We start from the raw sequence: 17890 nt of genomic DNA, 5'->3' as shown, positions 1-17890 counted from the left end.
AATATTTTATTATTAAGAGTATTGGATAGAGTTGACCGACTACCATCCGATGCAATGACATTGATGAGGAGCATCATGAGATTTTTTTCTTTACGTCAGACTAGCAGAGCAGTATTGCTATCTATGGCAGGCCTTACGCTTACGCTAAGTGCCAACGCTGCTACTGTCAAACCTGCAGCAGCTCAAGCTTCTGCTGCGCAAAGCTCAGTTGATCGCTTGACGCCAGCCAATAGCACAGACGGTATTATTGCCCTAGTCAATGAAAATGCTATCTTAAAAAGCGAACTGGTTGATGCTATCGAGCAAACTCAAGCACGTGCAAAAGCTGCTGGAGAGCCTATCGCAAACTCAGCACAACTACAGTCTGAAGTGCTAAACGCGCTTATTTTGCGTGAACTACAACTGTCTATGGTCAAACGCGCGGGACTGTCTGCTGATGAAGCAGAGATCAATCAACGTCTTGGTCAAATCGCTCAAGCTGAAGGCCTTAATAGCATCGCAGCATTGCAGCAACGTCTAGATGCAGCACAACCTGGTAGTTATGCCAATCTACGTGCCAAATTGATCGAAGAGGCTTCTATCCAAGCGCTACAGCAGCGTCAAATTACTCGCCGAGTACGTATTAGCGAGCAAGATATTGATGCATTTTTGGCCTCACCTGAAGCCAAACGTCTGAATCAAAGCGAATATCAAACCATTCACGTACGTGTGCCTTATATAGATGACTATAGTCGCCTATCGGCCGCTCAACGTGAAGAAGCATTAAAAGTCGCGCAAGCATTACGCACGCGTTTGCTTGAGCCAAATGTCAACGTCGCTGAAGCCGTTGCTGCTAGCCAAGGAAGCTATCCGATTCCATTGCAAGGTGGAGATATGGGCTTTCACAAGGCCGCTTCTTTACCAACAGAGCTGTCTAGCAAAATTACCAAGCTAGACGTTGGTACTGTAAGCGAGCCATTATTGACTCCTGAAGGGATTGACATCATCAAACTTGCTGATAAAAAAGCCAGCAATACGATGCTGATACCACAGTGGCATACTCGCCATATCCTAGTCAAAGTCGATGATCTACAGACTGACGCGCTTGCTGAACAAAAAATTAATGATCTATACGAGCAGCTTCGTGGCGGCGCTGACTTTGCTAGTTTAGCCTCAACGTATTCAGACGATCCAGGTTCTGCTGGACGTGGCGGTGATCTTGATTGGGTTAGCGAAGAAGATATGGTTGGTCCATTTGAAGCCACAATGAAGAATACGGCTGTTGGCGACTACTCTGCGCCATTTAAGACACAGTTTGGTTGGCATATCCTAAAAGTCGACGGTAAGCGCGATCAAGATATTAGCGAGCAATATCGTCGCAATATGGCGCGTCAAGCACTGTATCAACGCCTAGCACCGCAAGCTCAAGAAGACTGGTTACAAGAGCTACGTGCTGGCGCTTATATTCAGATACTTGGCTGATATGTTGCAATAAGCTAATAGTATTAAGTTAGCTAGAATATTGAATCGATTTAAATAAAGAAGGGTATATGCAATGGCATATACCCTTCTTTATTTTGCGCAGTTAGATACTTAACTGGAAGCTTTAAAAGAGATATCAAAGTTAAATAGTTTAAATCTTGATAAACCAAAATCTATACACAAAGAAAAACCCCGAACCTAGGGCGATTGGTTCAGGGTTTCAATACTTCGTGTTATTGTTATTATCTCTCTTCCGTGCTGACTCATCCTAAGTCATTTAACAGTATTATATAAGACAGCGGGCTGACCTGTGCTTTTATTGATACTGTCTCAACACTACATCCATGCGTATCCTTGTGTTGATGGATGTATTATAGGCCAATGGATTTGGTGCCGATAGAAGCTAAAGACTCTATTTTGCGTAAGCATATGCTTACATCATTTCTATGCATTACCGTTAATAAACAGCCTCTTTTATTAACCAAAACTGCGCTGCTCTTGTCTGTGCTCTTCTGACACTTTTTCGCCTTCTTTTTTGCCTTCTTCGATTTTGTTGTCAGTTTCTTGGATATCTTCTGCTTGTGCCTTAGGCGCATTGCCTTCTTGCTTGCTTGCCTCTTCAGGCTCATATTGCAAGGTAGTCATCACAGGAAAGTGATCAGATCCTACGGATGGCATACGCTGAATATCAACTACTGTAAAGCAGGCACTATGAAAGATATGATCTAAAGCCCAACGCAGAAATGGATATTTAACATGAAAGGTATTAATAAAATGTCGACCAATGCGAGGATCTAGCAGGCCAGAGATACGTTGGAAACGGCGCGTAGTTTTTGACCATGCGACATCATTGAGATCACCTGCCAGTATCGCCGTTTGGTCATTTTCTTTTATATGTTTACCTACCATAAGCAGCTCAGCATCACGCGTGGTGGACTTATCAGCTTCAGTTGGGCTAGGCGGCATGGGATGCAAGCAATATAACCAAACGACGCGGCCACCTTGCAAACGCAATTGTGTATGAATAGAAGGTATATCATCTATCATTAAATACTTAACTTCAGGATCAATCAGCTCAAGCTTAGAATACAAGTGCATACCATATAGATTATCTAGTGGCACTTTTACGGTATAGGGATAGTCAGACTCAACTTGCTGTAAGGCTTGCTCCCATTTCTTATCACTCTCTAATGTAATTAAGATATCAGGCTGCTTTTGCTTAACCAAATCAACCAGCTTTTGCGTTTCATCATTGGGCGTCAATACGTTTGATACCATGATTTTTATTTGATGCGCTTGTCCTTCTGGCTTATCTTTTGCCTTTTGAACTTCTTTTTTCCATAGCTTAGTATATGGCAGTACCATTCTTAGCTGGAATGCTAACGTACCGCTCAACACAACAAACAATATCCACTGCCCTAATTCCCACTCTGAGAAAAACACTATCATGCCGACCCAAGCGATAATACCAAGCACCATGATTTGGATGCGTGGAAACTCAACACCGCGCACCCACCAGTTATCCAGTGGCAACCAGCCCCAGATTGTGACAAAGGCGATGAATCCTGCTAGACCTTGTAAGGCGTAATATAATAGTGAGAGATCCATAAGTAGGTACTAACCGTTGATTGAAATGTTGATAAAGCCGATGATGTATATTGGTTAAGCTTTTGTTTGATAAGAAATATTGTGTTTGTAACCCGCCTGACATCAAATAACTAACGTCGAGTAATTGTGTTTGAGACTTACTTTAGCATTTCAGAAGATTCTCGCCTACTGGTGAGTCTCAATTATGCGACAACTATCATAAAACGTTACAATATTGGCTCATTCAATATAATGAGTGCTTTATTAACATTATATTTTTGAGGTCGCAAGATAGCCAAGTATCTCTTCAATAGTAATAACTTAAAGTTATAGTCGACATAGTTAATAGTGTATAGAAAACGACCAAATAATAGCCAAAACGCCTTGCTTTTTCGCGCCATTCACGGCATTGTTATCGGTTGACGATGCAACAAATAATTGTAAATAGGATTGAACTTCATGAGTGATTTAACAGTAGGTTTGGTAGGCTGGCGCGGTATGGTAGGGTCAGTATTGATACAACGTATGCAGGAAGAAAATGACTTTAACGGGATCAAACCCGTGTTTTTTTCAACCAGTAATGCTGGTGGTGATGCACCAAAATTCGATGGTATTGAAACCGGCCAACTAAAAGACGCTCATGATATTGAAGCACTTGCTGCTTGTGATGTCGTTATTACTTGCCAAGGTGGTGACTATACGTCAAAGGTCCATCAACCACTGCGTGATAGTGGTTGGAACGGCTATTGGGTTGATGCGGCAAGTACGCTGCGAATGAAAGATGACAGCATCATCATTCTTGATCCAGTCAACCGTAATGTCATTGATAGTGCCCTAGCCAACGGCAAAAAAGACTTTATCGGTGGTAACTGTACCGTATCATTGATGTTGATGGCTATCGGTGAGCTGTTTAATAAAGGTTGGGTCGAATGGGTCAGCGCGATGACGTATCAAGCTGCTAGTGGCTCTGGCGCAAACAACATGCGCGAGCTCATCAACGGTATGGGTGTGTTACGTGATGCCGTTCAAGACGAATTGGCTGACCCTGCTAGCGCTATTCTTGAGATTGATAAAAAAATCGCTCAGACTCAGCGCTCAGCAGACTTCCCTACACAATACTTCGGTGTACCATTGGCAGGTAGCTTGATTCCTTATATCGATGCGCAGCTAGAAAACAAACAGTCAAAAGAGGAATGGAAAGGCGGCGTCGAGACCAATAAGATCTTGGGTAACGATGATACCAGTACGATTCCTATCGACGGTATGTGTGTACGCGTCGGCGCTATGCGTTGTCATGCGCAAGGTTTAACGATCAAGCTGAAAAAAGACATTCCACTAGAAGAAATCGAAGCTGCACTCAAAAACAGTGGCAACGAGTGGTTGGACTTAGTCGAAGATGACAAAGAAGCTACTATGAATCGCCTAACGCCAGTAGCAGTGACTGGCACCCTAACCGTTGCGCTAGGTCGCTTACGTAAGCTTAATATGGGCCCTGAGTATCTAGGCGCATTTACCGTTGGTGATCAGTTGTTATGGGGCGCAGCAGAACCATTACGTCGCATGCTTAATATCATCCGTGAGCAAAACGTCTAACTCAGATACCTTAAATAAAGCACAAAAAAGACAGCGATTGCTGTCTTTTTTTATGGGCTGATTACTAGTTAGATCGATAAGCAATCATCACCTCATTACGACGTAAAAATGGTAGCGTCCAAGGTGGGTTATAACGGGCCAATTCAGGCTCGCCTATAGGCGTCAAATTCTGGTCTTGCATCCATGTTTGCAGCGCTTCGGTTTTTTCCGCTACTTTGTCTTCTCCTGCGAGCCAAGAGAACTTAATCACACCGTACGTCTGTGCAGGCACCTCGATAATCTCAACGTTTGGATTGTTTGGCTTTGGCAGTGTTTGCATCGTATATTTACTAGGCATCGTAAATTGTACGCGCCACTTACCATCGTCTTGTTGCATACTGACTGGTGCTGTCATGGCAATTTTTTGTGACTCATTATCACTTTCTTTGTTATCAGCTTGCATCGTGACAGGTGCCGTCATACTAATTTTACTACTGTCTCCACTTGGTGCTGTGTTATTACCAAAAATATAGTCCGCTAAAACCTTAAATCCTTCACGACTTGCTGAGTCTTGGTCACCACTCACCCACGTTTGCGCCACTAGCTGCTCATCATAACGACGCAGCTCAAAGTCATCTACTTGGGTCAACACCGTATATTTCGGCTCTTCGGTAGCCATAGCCCCTCCTGATATCAATAATGAACCACTCAATAATAAATAAGCTGTCTTTTTCATATTATGTCTCCAGCATCTAAAAGCATGATGTGGTAATGATTATCACCTCACCTGTATAACTTCTACTGTATCAATAGACCTCTAGCACTGTCTGTGTCTTTTGGCGTGCTGTCTGTATTTTTTAGTTATGGTAAAGCGGTATTGACCAAAGTGTATATTGCGCGTATATCGATGACACCTAATAACTATAGTCAAAGAATGCTAAAACGGATACAAGGTTGCCGATTGAAAATCGTACAAGTAGTATATTTAGGGAAAGTAATGCCATAGTAGTTCAGTGATTCTCTGACTATATGTCCAAAAAAACCGCTAACAATGCTATAATTAGCGCCATTTTCATAGCTTAAATAGCGGTTATCATATGCAATTTGTCTTACATAAAACGGCCAGCGGTGCAACGCGTGCACGCCGTGGTACGGTTCATCTCAATCATGGCGACGTGCAAACGCCTGCTTTTATGCCTGTTGGTACTTATGGTACGGTCAAAGGCATGCTGCCACGTGATATCGAAGCCATCGGTGCTGATATTATTCTAGGCAATACCTTTCATCTATGGTTACGTCCAGGTACCGAAGTCATTGATAAATTTGGTGGCTTGCATAAGTTTATGCATTGGGACAAGCCTATCTTGACCGATTCGGGCGGTTTCCAAGTATTTAGCCTCGGCGCAATGCGTAAAATTACCGAAGAAGGCGTCAATTTTAAATCTCCTATCGATGGTGCAAAAGTATTTCTCTCACCTGAAAAATCTATGCAGATTCAGTACAGCTTGAACTCAGACATCGTCATGCAGTTCGATGAGTGTACGCCTTATCCAGCCACTCATGACGAAGCGAAAAAGTCGTTAGAGCTATCATTACGTTGGGGACAGCGCTGTATCGATGAGCACGACAGACTGGGCAGTACCAACGCATTATTCGGTATCGTGCAAGGCAGTATGTACCCTGATTTGCGTCAGCAATCACTTGAAGGCCTGTTAGAGATTGGCTTTGATGGTTATGCTATTGGCGGTCTATCAGTTGGCGAGCCTAAAGAAGAGATGATAGACGTCCTAGACTACCTGCCTGACGATATGCCAGCAGATAAGCCGCGCTATCTTATGGGTGTTGGTAAGCCTGAGGATTTAGTTGAAGGTGTACGCCGCGGTGTGGATATGTTCGACTGTGTGATGCCAACGCGTAACGCGCGTAATGGCCATTACTTTGTGACGGGCGATGCAGACAATGCTGGTGTGGTACGTATTCGTAATAGCCAATATCGCAACGATAAAGGCCCCTTAGATCCTGAATGTGACTGCTATACTTGCCAAAACTTTAGCCGTGCTTATCTGTACCATCTTAATAAGTGTAAAGAGATGCTAGGTGCTCAGTTAGCGACCATTCATAATTTACGCTATTACCAACGTTTGATGCAAGGTATTAGAGATGCTATCGAGCAAGATAAATTTGATGAGTTTGTAAACGAGTTTTATGCCAAACGCGGTCAAACAGTTCCTGAGTTAAACTTGCGTTAATCCTGTTTAACATTCACGACTGTGTAACGAATCTGTTGAAATAAAAAAGGGCTTAAGAATAATCTTAAGCCCTTTTTTTGTGCTGCTTTTATCATTTAATGATTATCACCTAATGATTCAAATAGAGTCTATTTTGACTACTATCCCATCAATGACGTCACAAATACTACAATAACAGCGATTGGCGCGATGAATTTTGCAACGATTTGCCACAGCTGCCATGTACCATTAGATAAACCAAGCTCTTGCTGAATGTTACGTTGATCCATTTTCCAACCAACAAATACAATTGCAGCCAGACCTGTTAGAGGCAATAGGAACTTACTAGTAAGCTTATCTAATGCATCAAAGATACCATTACCCATGATAGTAAATTCAGACCATAGGTTGAACGATAGCAGTGCTGCAATACCTAACAACCAGATTACTGTACTTGCCACGATAGTCGATACAGTACGACTCATCGACGTACGCTCTTCTAATAACTCAACGGTTGGCTCAAGTAACGAGATAGATGAGGTGATAGCTGCAAAGGTAATAAGCAAGAAGAACAATGCGCCAATGATAGTGCCCGCACCCATGCTACCGAAAGCAATTGGTAAACTTACAAAGATAAGACCAGGACCTGATGCAGGATCTAGACCATTGCTAAAGATGATTGGGAAGATGGCAAGACCAGCAGCCAACGCAATAACCGTATCTAAAATAACAACGGTACGTGCTGTTTTTAGCAAGTTTACTTCACGGCCCAAATACGAACCATAAGCAACCATGATACCCATACCAATTGATAGGGTGAAGAATGCATGACCTAATGCTGCAAGCATAACATCAGCCGTTAGTTTGCTAAGATCTGGTGTAAATAGGTAAGCAACTGCTTCACCAAATCCACCGTTCATCACGTTATAACCGACGATAACGAACAGAATTACACCCAATAATGGCATTAAAATCTTAGCTGTTTTTTCGATACCACTTGTCACACCAATACCAACGATGACAGCGGTTAAAATCATAAATACCGTATGCCAGATCGTCAATGTACCAGCTGATGCAAGCATAGCATCAAAGGTTGCAGCAACAGAATCACTGTCTTGACCAGCAAAGCTACCTGTTGCAACTTTAGTGATATAATTAAGCGCCCAACCACCGATCACACTATAGAACGATAGAATTAAGAAGCCGCCTAAGATACCAGTAGCACCAATAATACCCCAACTACGTGACTTACCTTCATTCGCTGCTACGTCTGAAAAAGTATTGACTGGGTTTTTTTGACCACGTCGACCAATTAACCATTCAGCAACTAATATTGGAAAACCGACCAGCGCGATACAGAACAAATAAGCAATAACGAAAGCTGAACCACCGCTTTCGCCAACCATGTATGGAAATTTCCATATGTTTCCTAAACCAACTGCTGAGCCTACTGCTGCCAATACGAAGCCAAAGCTTGAGCTCCATTGGGCATGTTCTTGTTTATTGATAGCCATTTTTTCCGTCCTCGTGCTTCAATTAACGTTACTGATAATCTTCCTTGATCAACATAAATAGTCGGCCTTACCGTTGAACTATTTAGTAAACGCTTCAATGTGAAACGCCCAGCAACATTAAGAAAGAATTGATTACAATATCGTAAACGCTCAGTTTCTGCTAAGCGACCAAAAAAGTCAAGTGCTCATAAATATAAAAAGCCATAACAAATAGTTATGGCTTTCATCTAATTCGCCTTCATTCTATAAGAATTTAGCTTATTAAAAGTATTTAACTCATCATTAATCGAGTTGTTTTTTTTAGCGGACAACACCGCGGCTGCTATTTTGCAAAGAATCAATAAGTAGCTGAATTTTTGGCTCTTTAGCCAATAGCTCATTATGTAAGACTTCCAACGCTTGTGCAGTGGTCAAACCTGATCTGAAAATCGTACGATACGCTTGACGTAAGACATTAATCGTTTCTTTTGACCAACCTTTACGGCGCATACCCTCGATATTGAGTCCATGAGCCTTTGCTGGATTGCCAGATACCATCGTAAAAGCCGCCACATCTTTTAAAATAAGGCTGGCTCCGCCAATCAAGCTATAATCATCTACTGTACAAAACTGATGTATGCCTGAGTTACCACCGATGATGGTATGGTCGCCGATAGTCACATGCCCTGCCACACCGACATTGTTAGCCAGTACGTTATGATCGCCAATGACACAATCATGTGCGACATGGGTGTTTACCATCAGTAAATTATGACTGCCGATTTTAGTCAGCTCGCCATCTTGCGCTGTACCGCGATGTAAGCTACAGGCTTCACGAATCGTATTATGATCGCCGATTTCAAGCCAAGTGCGCTCACCTGCATATTTCAAATCTTGAGGATCTTCACCGATACTTGCAAACTGATAAAACTCATTGTGTTGGCCAATACGAGTCAGTTTAGTCACAACGACATGTCTATGCAAAACCGTATGCGCACCAATTGATACTTCATCACCAACGATACAATAGGGCCCGATAATAGCAGTCTCGTCAATCTGCGCGGACGGTGAGATGAGTGCTGTAGGATGAATCTGACTCATAAGATGGGCCCTTGTATCATTTGATGCGAGTAAATAATAAAAAAGTATCGCTATTTCAGTGTTACTAACGAAGCTAATACCAGTTATGTTGTTGAATTTACATATAGCTATTTATTGCAGTGGTAGTGAGCGGTTTCAATATTGCTCTTTGTACAGTATGGCTTATTAAAAACTCAAGCACCCTTCACGTTAGCAGGTTTTTGCTGCTCTTGACGTGCAATCATAATTTGCGCACTAGCCGCCAATTCATCTTCGACATGGACAGTACAATCAAACTTATAGATACCATGTCTTTGCATCACAGTTTTTGCGCGAATGATAAGCTGATCACCAGGAATCACACGGCGTTTAAAACGGACTTTATCCACACCTGCAAATAGATAGAGGTAACCGTCTTCTGCTGTCAGTCCTGCACTGATAAAACCAAGCACTCCTGATACCTGGGCCATCGACTCTACCATCAATACCCCTGGCATAATTGGCTCATCAGGAAAGTGACCGTTAAAAAACTCTTCATTAATAGTCACGTTTTTGATACCAGTAATACACTCACCTGGCGTACAAGCTACAATACGATCTACCAGCATAAAAGGATAACGATGCGGTAAGTAATGCTTAATCGTATGATACGTCAATGGTAGCGTAAGACCTTGCTCAGCCAAGCTTTTAACGTCTTCATCAGTTGGGATATCTATATTGTTATTGCTCATAATGACGCTTCCTTGCTGTGTTTTGAATATCTATCATTTGTTTGTGTTTGCATTAGTTACTGCCCAGCTGACGAAAACGTACAGCCGCACGTCGCCAATTAGCAGTCGGCATTGCAGCCGTACCAGATGAATATGAGCCAGCGGTTTTAATGGATTTGGTGACCATGGTCATGCCGGACAAAACAACATCGTCTGTAATCTCGATATGCCCTGTGATACCGACAGCGCCGCCTATTATACAGCGCTTCCCTATCGTAGTACTACCCGCAATGCCAGTTTGAGCAGCAATAGCAGTACCATCACCAATACGGACGTTATGGGCAACTTGTACCAAATTATCAATAATCACGTGATTACCAATAACAGTATCATCAATAGCGCCACGATCGATACACGTCTGGCTACCAACTCGTACATAATCACCAATAATGACACGGCCTAACTGGGCAATGCGCTCCCAACCTGTGTTACTAGGATCTTTAGTAGGAGCGAACCCGAACCCTTCAGATCCGATACTGACCCCTGCATGCAATCTAACGTGATTGCCAATGACACACTCAGGCCCGACAACAACTTGCGACTTAATGACACAATCGGTACCGATACTAGTATTGGCCTCAACCACGACATGAGCATCGAGTGAGCTACGCGCTCCTATTTGCACATTGTCACTAATCACACAAAAAGGGCCGATATTGACTTGCTCGCCAATAACAGCACTGTCTGCAATCACAGCACTAGGATGAATCCCATTAGATAAAGAATGACGTGCAAACAGCTGACTGGCACTGGCATAAGCCAGATATGGATTTGAGACGACTAGCGCTATCGCTGAGGTAGGCACTTGATCACGATATGCTTCCGTTACCAATACCGCACCTGCGTCACTGCTAGCCAAGCTAGAGATATAGTGAGGATCTGCCAAAAAGCTTAACTGCTGCTGACTGGCTGTCGTCAAACTACCGACGCTACTGAATGGTTGACACAATTGCTCAGTATCAATCTCAGCCTTATTAATAATAGGCTGACGCTGCTCAATTCGAGTAATGAGTTGCTCAATCGTTATCATAATGACTATTAATAAAATATGGTTATAAATGAAACGGTCGCCAAAATAACAATGCGTTTTGACGACCTACTAAGCTCTAATGATATTTCCGTCTATTTGAGACAATCTCTAAAACTACTCAAATAGATGAGAATGATGTCATTAATTTAGAATGTATTACCAATCTGGAACTGGACTTTTTCAGTCTCATCGCCTTCTTTGTCACCAAATGGTACCGCGTAGCTAAGTGAGATTGGACCAATTGGCGTATACCAAGTGATACCGGCACCAGCACTGTAACGGAAGTCATTATCTTGAGTCAGCAATGGAACATCTGAGTCATTAAAAGTGCGATCTTCTTTATCAGACGTGTCAAAGACCTGACCACCTTCAGCAAACAATACTGGACGTACCTGATCTGCCCAATCGCCTTTAAACGGCATTGGTAAAATTAGTTCAGCACCAAACGTTGCTAGTGCATTACCACCAACCTCTTCTGCGGTAAAGGTTTGGTTGTCTGGATCATTGACCGCATCATAATAGACTTGTGATTTAGGTCCTAGAGTAGATGATTCATAGCCACGTACTGAGCCATAACCACCAGCATAGAAGTTTTCATAGAACGGTAAATCATTACCATAACCAAGCTTAGTATAACCACGCGCGATCACGTCTTTATAAATAGGGTAATATATATTGCCGCTATACGTTAGCTTTTGGTAGTTGGCATCGCCAAGACCAATGGTTGCATCAATTGCATGGCTCATCCCTTTGGTAGGGAATACTGGGCGATCTAACGTGCTGTAGTCCCAGCCAAGTAACAAGTTATAGGTTTGATAGTCGTTTTTAAATGTTGAAACGCCATCAGTATCATCGTCAAATGTTTGTGTGCCACCATCATCTAGAATCTCTTGAACATTAGATATACCTAGATAACGACCACCACGAACCTTTGTGTTGTCTACATTTAAACCAGCACTCAGGCGTTTGGTTTCATCAATAGGATAACTATAGTTCAGCGTCGCACCATATGAATCGGTCACATAGTTACTAACGTTGTCGTCATCATATTTGGTTTTGCGATAATAACCGCTGATGCCTTGAGAAACGCCGTTTTCTGTAAAGTACGGATCGGTATAACCTAGGCTATAAGAGTCGCGTGTTTCTGAACGAGAAAGCGCAGCCTTAACACGGTTACCGGTACCCATGAAGTTGTTTTGGGTCAGATCCAACTGGAAAGTCACACCACCACTTTGTGAGTAACCAGCTGCAATTGTTGAGCTACCAGAAGGCTGCTCTTCAACCACATAGTTTACATCAACTTGATCTGGCTGATTAGGTACGGGCTTAACGTCGACAGTGACATTTTTAAAGAAACCAGTACGCATCAAACGCGTGCGTGACAGTTGAATTTTGTCATTAGAAGAAAGTGTACCTTCTAACTGACGCATTTCACGACGTAATACTTCGTCTTGCGTTTTGATATTACCCGTAAAGTTGATACGACGAACGTAGATAGGACGAGCAGGGTCAATATAGTAATCAACATCGACCATTTTCGTATCGTCATTGATACGTGGTACTGGTCTGATTTGAGCTAGATAATAGCCTTCGTTACCATAGCGTCTTTTAAGAGAAGCAGTGGTTTCGTCTAGTTTTGCTTGCGAGTATTTTTCGTTAGATGCAAAGCTCACCAGCTCTTTTAGCTCACTGTTCTCAAAAGTAGGTTTACCTAAAAAGTTCACTTCGCCAAACTGGTATTGTTCGCCTTCGCTTAGGCTGACTTCGATAAACACACTACTTTTATCTTCGCTGATGTTCAATACGGCATTATCAACTGAAAAACGCACATAACCATCGTTCTGGTACAGCGCCTTTAAACTCTCTAGACTTGCGGCCAGTTTCTCTTGAGCGTATCGATCAGATTTAGATAATAGACGTGTCCATGAAGATTCTTTTACCGCGAAAACGTCTTTAATCTCTTCATCACTAAAGTGTTTGTTACCAATAATATTGATATCGACAACTTTTGCAGGCTTGCCTTCTACAAAACGCACATCAAGTTTCACGCGGTTACCATCAAGTACCGTTTGATCTACTTCGATATTACTATTGTAGTAACCTTGGCTAATATATTGCTGTTGTAGCTCATTGGCCACGCCTTGCAAAGTAGACTGCTTGAGCACGTCACCAGCAGACAGTCCAGCATTCTTCAATCCCTGCTCAAGCCCTTCTTTTGGAATAAGCTTATTGCCTTCAAAGGTTACTTCAGCGATCGTTGGACGCTCAATGACGTCAAACCTTAGCTTGCCACCTTCGACACGGCTTTGAATATCAGCAAAGTTCTCAGTTGCATATAGCGCCTTAATACTGGCAGCTAAGCTACTATCATTCACCGTATCGCCTACCGTAACAGGTAAGACCGGATAGAGGCTATCAGGGGTTAGGCGTTGTAAGCCATTAAAACCGATGTCAGTTACTACAAATTCTGCAGCCTGTACTGGCATACTCATCATCGCTACAACTAACGGCAACCCAGCCGCGCTCATAATTAAAGGCGTACGCATAAACACTATCCGTCAATAAAAAAATTGCTTAAGTTAAGTTAAAAGGCACGTATTGTCTAACCCGTGCGCATAAGTTTATAAACCCATGCAAGGGTAACTCAGAACACTTTATATAAATTGCATCACAAAATAAACTAAAAATTACGATTAGTACAGAGGCTGCGACACAGAGTAGCATGCCTATCATAACAATAATCAGCCTATAATAGGCGTAAAACCATTAGTATATCGTGCTTTATCAGCCATATTGCTTATCAGCCGATCAAAATAGCCGGCTGATGTCATTACCAATTGCTAACACCATGAAACCTGCCAGCAAGAGTAAACCGATATTTAGACCGACCATTTGCACACCTTCAGATAATGGCTTACCACGGATCAGCTCGATAAAATGATAGACAATATGTCCACCATCCAATACCGGAATTGGCAAAAGGTTTAATACAGCAAGACTCAAGCTAATCAGCGCCGCTGTCGATAATACCATTTGCCAACTGATATCAAAGCTTTGTTTGGCGACTTTGGCAATGGTAATTGGCCCTGATAGATTGTCTAAACCAATCATACCTGACAGCATTTTCCCCATCGAGCTTACGGTCATTACTGCGAGCTGCTCAGTCTTTTCAAACGACTTCACTAACGACTCACTAGGACCATAGACCACGGTGGTCTTATAATCATCAGGAATAACAATCTCAGTCTGATCCACCATTGCACCAATCTGTCCGTAATCATTACCCAAGTTGTCTTTTTTGCCTTGGGGCATAATTTGCAACTGTACAGGCTTGTCATCACGCAACACCGTAAAGTTCAATAGCGTTTCAGGATTATCACGGATGATACGTGTGGCAGTAATCCAATCTTCGATTGCTGTATCATCAATAGCAGTAATACGGTCGCCAACCTTTAGACCTTGGCGGCTAGCGGCACCATCGGGAGCCAAACCGCCTACAATCGGCGCAATCTGCGGCTGCCATGGCAACATACCAAAGCTGGTCAATGCGTCTTTGCCTTGAGCTTCACCTTGCATAAACTGCGTGACGGGGGCTTGATAGGTTTTAGTCGACTGATCGGTTTGGGCATCTGACTGCAAGGTAATGCTGACATTATCCGTCTCGCCCATACGTCCTGCAAGTCGATAGTTAATACCTTCCCATGTTTGCACATCGTGCCCATCAATCGCCACAATCTTATCACCGACTGGCAGCTTTGCCATCGCAGCAGGCGTATCTGGTAGTACCTGTCCAATCTTAGTCGCCAACTGCTCAGATGGGGTCATAAATAGTACCCAAAATAGCGCGATAGCGATGACAAAATTCATGATAGGACCAGCTGCAACGATAGCAATTTTCTTTAGCGGATGCTGCCGATTAAATGCAAGATGCTGCTCATCTTTTGCGACATTACCTTCACGCTCATCCAGCATCTTTACATAGCCGCCGAGTGGCAATGCTGAGATACGATAGTCGATGCCGCTCTTTTTGCTAGTCCAACCAAAAACTTTAGGACCAAAGCCGATAGAGTACGTTAGCACTTTGACACCGCAAAGCCGCGCCACAATATAATGCCCCCATTCGTGTAAGGCAATAAGCGGGCCTAAGACAAATATAGCGGCAAGAAGTGTTAGTAAAAACGTCATGATTTTTTCTCAGTATTGTCTCTCAGCATTTTCATCAACATCTTCGCTAATATCGTTTATCAATGTCACGTATCAGCTAAGAGACGCTTGCTACGATTATGTCAGCTTTGCTACCAACTTATCAGTCAGATGGCGTGCAATCTTATCGATTGCCAATATGTCTTCTATGTCAGCAGTTTCGTTTAATGGGGGCAGCTGTATGTCATTTAAGGCTTGTTCGTTAATATTAGCAATATCAGTCAAACGAATTTTCCCATCGAGGAACGCCGCCACTGCAATTTCATTTGCCGCATTGAGCACAATCGTGGCTTGCGTCCCTGCTTGCATAGCTTGGCGAGCTAAACGCAAACAGGAAAATTTTTGCAAGTCAGGCTCAATAAACTCCAAACCACTAAGCGCAAATAAGTCTAACGGCTGCGAGCCACTATCAATCCGATCAGGGTAGCTAAGCGCGTGTGCAATGGGCGTTTTCATGTCTGGACTACCTAGCTGCGCCAAAAAACTCCCATCGCTATATTCTACCATTGAGTGAATGATACTTTGTGGATGAATGACCACATTTATCTTATCTTCAGGCAAATCAAATAAGTGACAGGCTTCTATCAGCTCAAGCCCCTTATTCATCATTGTCGCCGAATCAACAGATATCTTTTGACCCATTGACCAATTGGGGTGTTTGACCGCTTCTGCGACGCTTGCCTGCTGCATCTGCTCGAACGACTGCTGCAAAAATGGCCCACCAGAGGCTGTTAACCATAGTTTACGGACACCATGATTTGACTGATGGATTTGCGTATTATCTTGCTGAATAGCAAGTGGTAAGCATTGAAAAATAGCATTGTGTTCAGAATCGAGCGGCAGCAAAGTAGCTTTGTGCGTCTTGACCGCATCGATCATGACCTTACCTGCCATGACTAAGGCTTCTTTGTTGGCCAATAAAATACGTTTGCCTGCACGTGCTGCTGCCAATGTAGACGGCAACCCTGCCGCCCCTACAATCGCCGCTACAACCGTATCAGTCTGTGAGTCAGTGGCAATATCTACCAATCCTGCCTCGCCCCCTACGACATCACTAGCAATTCCCGCAGATTTAAGCCTGTTAGCAAAATCATCTACGGCTGACGTCGGCACACTGACGCGTTTCGGCAAAAACTGCTGACAAAGTGCAAATAGCTTATCTAAGCGATGATAGCCTGATAAAGCATAGACTTCATAAGTGTGCGGTTGCGCCGCTAATATTGCTAAGGTGCTATCGCCAATCGAGCCTGTCGCGCCTAGTACGGCGATGCGTTGCGTCATAACTATCAATGCCCATGATACTTAAAAATAATAAAAATAGAATATCGTCTGTTAACTATAAAGCCACTGCTCTGATAACTTCGCTTGCCATACCAATGTATTACTCACGCTCGGCTCACTTATATCAATATTATTGTGGATGTACCACAGAACAGGCTCAAATAGAACAGTGCTGCTATAAACCTTACACTACTATCAAGCCAAGCTGCTGTATCGCCCAAAAACCAAGGGCAAATATCGGTGTTGCAGACAGAAGCGAATCAATACGATCAAGGATACCACCGTGACCTGGCAAGATAGTGCCTGAATCTTTTACATCAGCACGACGTTTGAGCATCGACTCGAATAAGTCTCCAAGTACAGAGGCAAGAATAGTGATGGCCGATAACGCTACAAATGCGATTAATGGTATACCGGTCAGCTGTAATTTAAAGACGCTGATAGCTATCACAACTAACAGCCCTGTGAGGAGGCCACCAGCCAACCCTTCCATGCTCTTATTGGGCGAAACATTGGGTGCCATTTTTCGGCGACCAAGCTTGCGTCCAACGAAATACGCACCGCTATCTGCACACCATACTAATAAGAACACATACAGCAGCCACCATGCCGACAGTTGCCAGAGATAGAACATTGCCGTAATAGATGCCGTCAAAATAACCGCGCCCATCATTGCCAATTGGTTGCCGTACCATCTTGTTTGTGTTGGGAAGACTCGAACCCAAGACAGCGCCATTAGCCATATAACGAGTGACGCCACCCACCAAAACAGCCAAGTCACCTTGAACATCAGTGAGAATATAGTGAGCGCTAAAATCAATAGAACAAATACCGCAGGTTGGCGCCACTTAGGCATCAATTTAGCCCACTCATGAGCGGCGATAATGACCCCAATGGCCAACAGTGGTGCAAATAAAATAGGTGTTTGGCTCGCAAACATTGCAATACCAACGATAATAACGAGAACAATTGCCGTTTTAATTCGTTGCCACATACTTATCGAGCCTTATAATAATGAAGAACAGATGTTCAAAAAATGCATTATAGCAGCTAACTAACGATGGCCTAGTGATAGCATTCAATACTAATTCAAGCCATTTATCATTGCATAAACCAACCCTATTGACCAGTTATACAATACTAACTGAACTGAACTGAACTGAACCGACTGAACTTACCTATCAA

13 protein-coding genes are annotated in these 17890 nt (G+C 43.1%); 3 read left to right on the top strand and 10 right to left on the bottom strand.

The window, feature by feature from the left end:
• Positions 1–75 precede the first annotated feature (75 nt).
• Positions 76–1461 (top strand): peptidylprolyl isomerase, encoded by a 1386-nt coding sequence (locus I3249_RS01630; RefSeq protein ID WP_102091960.1) that lies wholly within the window; start codon positions 76–78, stop codon positions 1459–1461.
• Positions 1462–1938: 477 nt separating this feature from the next.
• Here I3249_RS01630 and I3249_RS01625 read toward each other — a convergent pair whose 3' ends face one another.
• Entirely contained in the window at positions 1939–3069 is a 1131-nt protein-coding gene (locus I3249_RS01625) for an endonuclease/exonuclease/phosphatase family protein (RefSeq protein ID WP_238068223.1), read from the bottom strand.
• Positions 3070–3507: 438 nt separating this feature from the next.
• Here I3249_RS01625 and asd point away from each other — a divergent pair, with 438 nt between their 5' ends.
• Positions 3508–4641, top strand: a complete 1134-nt coding sequence (gene asd, locus I3249_RS01620) for an aspartate-semialdehyde dehydrogenase (RefSeq protein WP_238068222.1) — start codon at positions 3508–3510, stop codon at positions 4639–4641.
• A 64-nt stretch (positions 4642–4705) separates the two neighbouring features.
• Here the strand turns inward: asd and I3249_RS01615 are convergent, their stop codons facing one another.
• Positions 4706–5299 carry a heme-binding protein gene (locus I3249_RS01615; protein WP_238068220.1) on the bottom strand — a complete coding sequence of 198 codons (594 nt, stop codon included), beginning with the start codon at positions 5297–5299 and terminating at the stop codon, positions 4706–4708.
• A gap of 418 nt (positions 5300–5717) precedes the next feature.
• Here I3249_RS01615 and tgt point away from each other — a divergent pair, with 418 nt between their 5' ends.
• Complete coding sequence (gene tgt, locus I3249_RS01610) at positions 5718–6869, top strand: tRNA guanosine(34) transglycosylase Tgt (protein WP_238068218.1); 1152 nt, start codon at positions 5718–5720, stop codon at positions 6867–6869.
• Between the two features lie 140 nt (positions 6870–7009).
• Here the strand turns inward: tgt and I3249_RS01605 are convergent, their stop codons facing one another.
• From I3249_RS01605 to I3249_RS01570, 8 genes are all read right to left on the bottom strand, one after another.
• Entirely contained in the window at positions 7010–8362 is a 1353-nt protein-coding gene (locus I3249_RS01605; RefSeq protein WP_238068216.1) for a sodium-dependent transporter, read from the bottom strand.
• A 300-nt stretch (positions 8363–8662) separates the two neighbouring features.
• Positions 8663–9442 carry an acyl-ACP--UDP-N-acetylglucosamine O-acyltransferase gene (lpxA, locus tag I3249_RS01600; RefSeq protein WP_201579408.1) on the bottom strand — a complete coding sequence of 260 codons (780 nt, stop codon included), beginning with the start codon at positions 9440–9442 and terminating at the stop codon, positions 8663–8665.
• Positions 9443–9615: 173 nt separating this feature from the next.
• Positions 9616–10152 (bottom strand): 3-hydroxyacyl-ACP dehydratase FabZ, encoded by a 537-nt coding sequence (gene fabZ, locus I3249_RS01595; protein ID WP_238068215.1) that lies wholly within the window; start codon positions 10150–10152, stop codon positions 9616–9618.
• Positions 10153–10204: 52 nt separating this feature from the next.
• Complete coding sequence (lpxD, locus tag I3249_RS01590) at positions 10205–11221, bottom strand: UDP-3-O-(3-hydroxymyristoyl)glucosamine N-acyltransferase (RefSeq protein ID WP_238068214.1); 1017 nt, start codon at positions 11219–11221, stop codon at positions 10205–10207.
• A gap of 146 nt (positions 11222–11367) precedes the next feature.
• The gene (bamA, locus tag I3249_RS01585; protein WP_238068213.1) at positions 11368–13767 is read right to left on the bottom strand and encodes an outer membrane protein assembly factor BamA; all 2400 of its coding nucleotides are present in this window, start codon (positions 13765–13767) and stop codon (positions 11368–11370) included.
• Positions 13768–14029: 262 nt separating this feature from the next.
• Complete coding sequence (gene rseP / locus I3249_RS01580; RefSeq protein WP_238068211.1) at positions 14030–15406, bottom strand: RIP metalloprotease RseP; 1377 nt, start codon at positions 15404–15406, stop codon at positions 14030–14032.
• Between the two features lie 96 nt (positions 15407–15502).
• Positions 15503–16705 (bottom strand): 1-deoxy-D-xylulose-5-phosphate reductoisomerase, encoded by a 1203-nt coding sequence (gene ispC, locus I3249_RS01575; RefSeq protein WP_238068208.1) that lies wholly within the window; start codon positions 16703–16705, stop codon positions 15503–15505.
• 184 nt (positions 16706–16889) lie between these two features.
• Positions 16890–17699: a phosphatidate cytidylyltransferase gene (locus tag I3249_RS01570; protein ID WP_238068206.1), complete on the bottom strand. Its 810-nt coding sequence runs from the start codon at positions 17697–17699 to the stop codon at positions 16890–16892.
• Positions 17700–17890: the final 191 nt, after the last annotated feature.

It is taken from the genome of Psychrobacter sp. Ps1, assembly GCF_022129425.1.
GTDB lineage: Bacteria > Pseudomonadota > Gammaproteobacteria > Pseudomonadales > Moraxellaceae > Psychrobacter.
The sequence above is the reverse complement of the archived record's forward strand: the minus strand, read 5'-3'. Positions and strand labels throughout refer to the sequence as shown.

Coding starts and splice junctions, on each gene's coding strand:
- fabZ (WP_238068215.1), bottom strand. CDS start 10,152: ATGAGCAATAACAATATAGATATCCCAACTGATGAAGACGTTAAAAGC.
- asd (WP_238068222.1), top strand. CDS start 3,508: ATGAGTGATTTAACAGTAGGTTTGGTAGGCTGGCGCGGTATGGTAGGG.
- I3249_RS01630 (WP_102091960.1), top strand. CDS start 76: ATGAGATTTTTTTCTTTACGTCAGACTAGCAGAGCAGTATTGCTATCT.
- I3249_RS01615 (WP_238068220.1), bottom strand. CDS start 5,299: ATGGCTACCGAAGAGCCGAAATATACGGTGTTGACCCAAGTAGATGAC.
- tgt (WP_238068218.1), top strand. CDS start 5,718: ATGCAATTTGTCTTACATAAAACGGCCAGCGGTGCAACGCGTGCACGC.
- I3249_RS01625 (WP_238068223.1), bottom strand. CDS start 3,069: ATGGATCTCTCACTATTATATTACGCCTTACAAGGTCTAGCAGGATTC.
- rseP (WP_238068211.1), bottom strand. CDS start 15,406: ATGACGTTTTTACTAACACTTCTTGCCGCTATATTTGTCTTAGGCCCG.
- bamA (WP_238068213.1), bottom strand. CDS start 13,767: ATGCGTACGCCTTTAATTATGAGCGCGGCTGGGTTGCCGTTAGTTGTA.
- lpxA (WP_201579408.1), bottom strand. CDS start 9,442: ATGAGTCAGATTCATCCTACAGCACTCATCTCACCGTCCGCGCAGATT.
- ispC (WP_238068208.1), bottom strand. CDS start 16,705: ATGACGCAACGCATCGCCGTACTAGGCGCGACAGGCTCGATTGGCGAT.
- I3249_RS01570 (WP_238068206.1), bottom strand. CDS start 17,699: ATGTGGCAACGAATTAAAACGGCAATTGTTCTCGTTATTATCGTTGGT.
- lpxD (WP_238068214.1), bottom strand. CDS start 11,221: ATGATAACGATTGAGCAACTCATTACTCGAATTGAGCAGCGTCAGCCT.
- I3249_RS01605 (WP_238068216.1), bottom strand. CDS start 8,362: ATGGCTATCAATAAACAAGAACATGCCCAATGGAGCTCAAGCTTTGGC.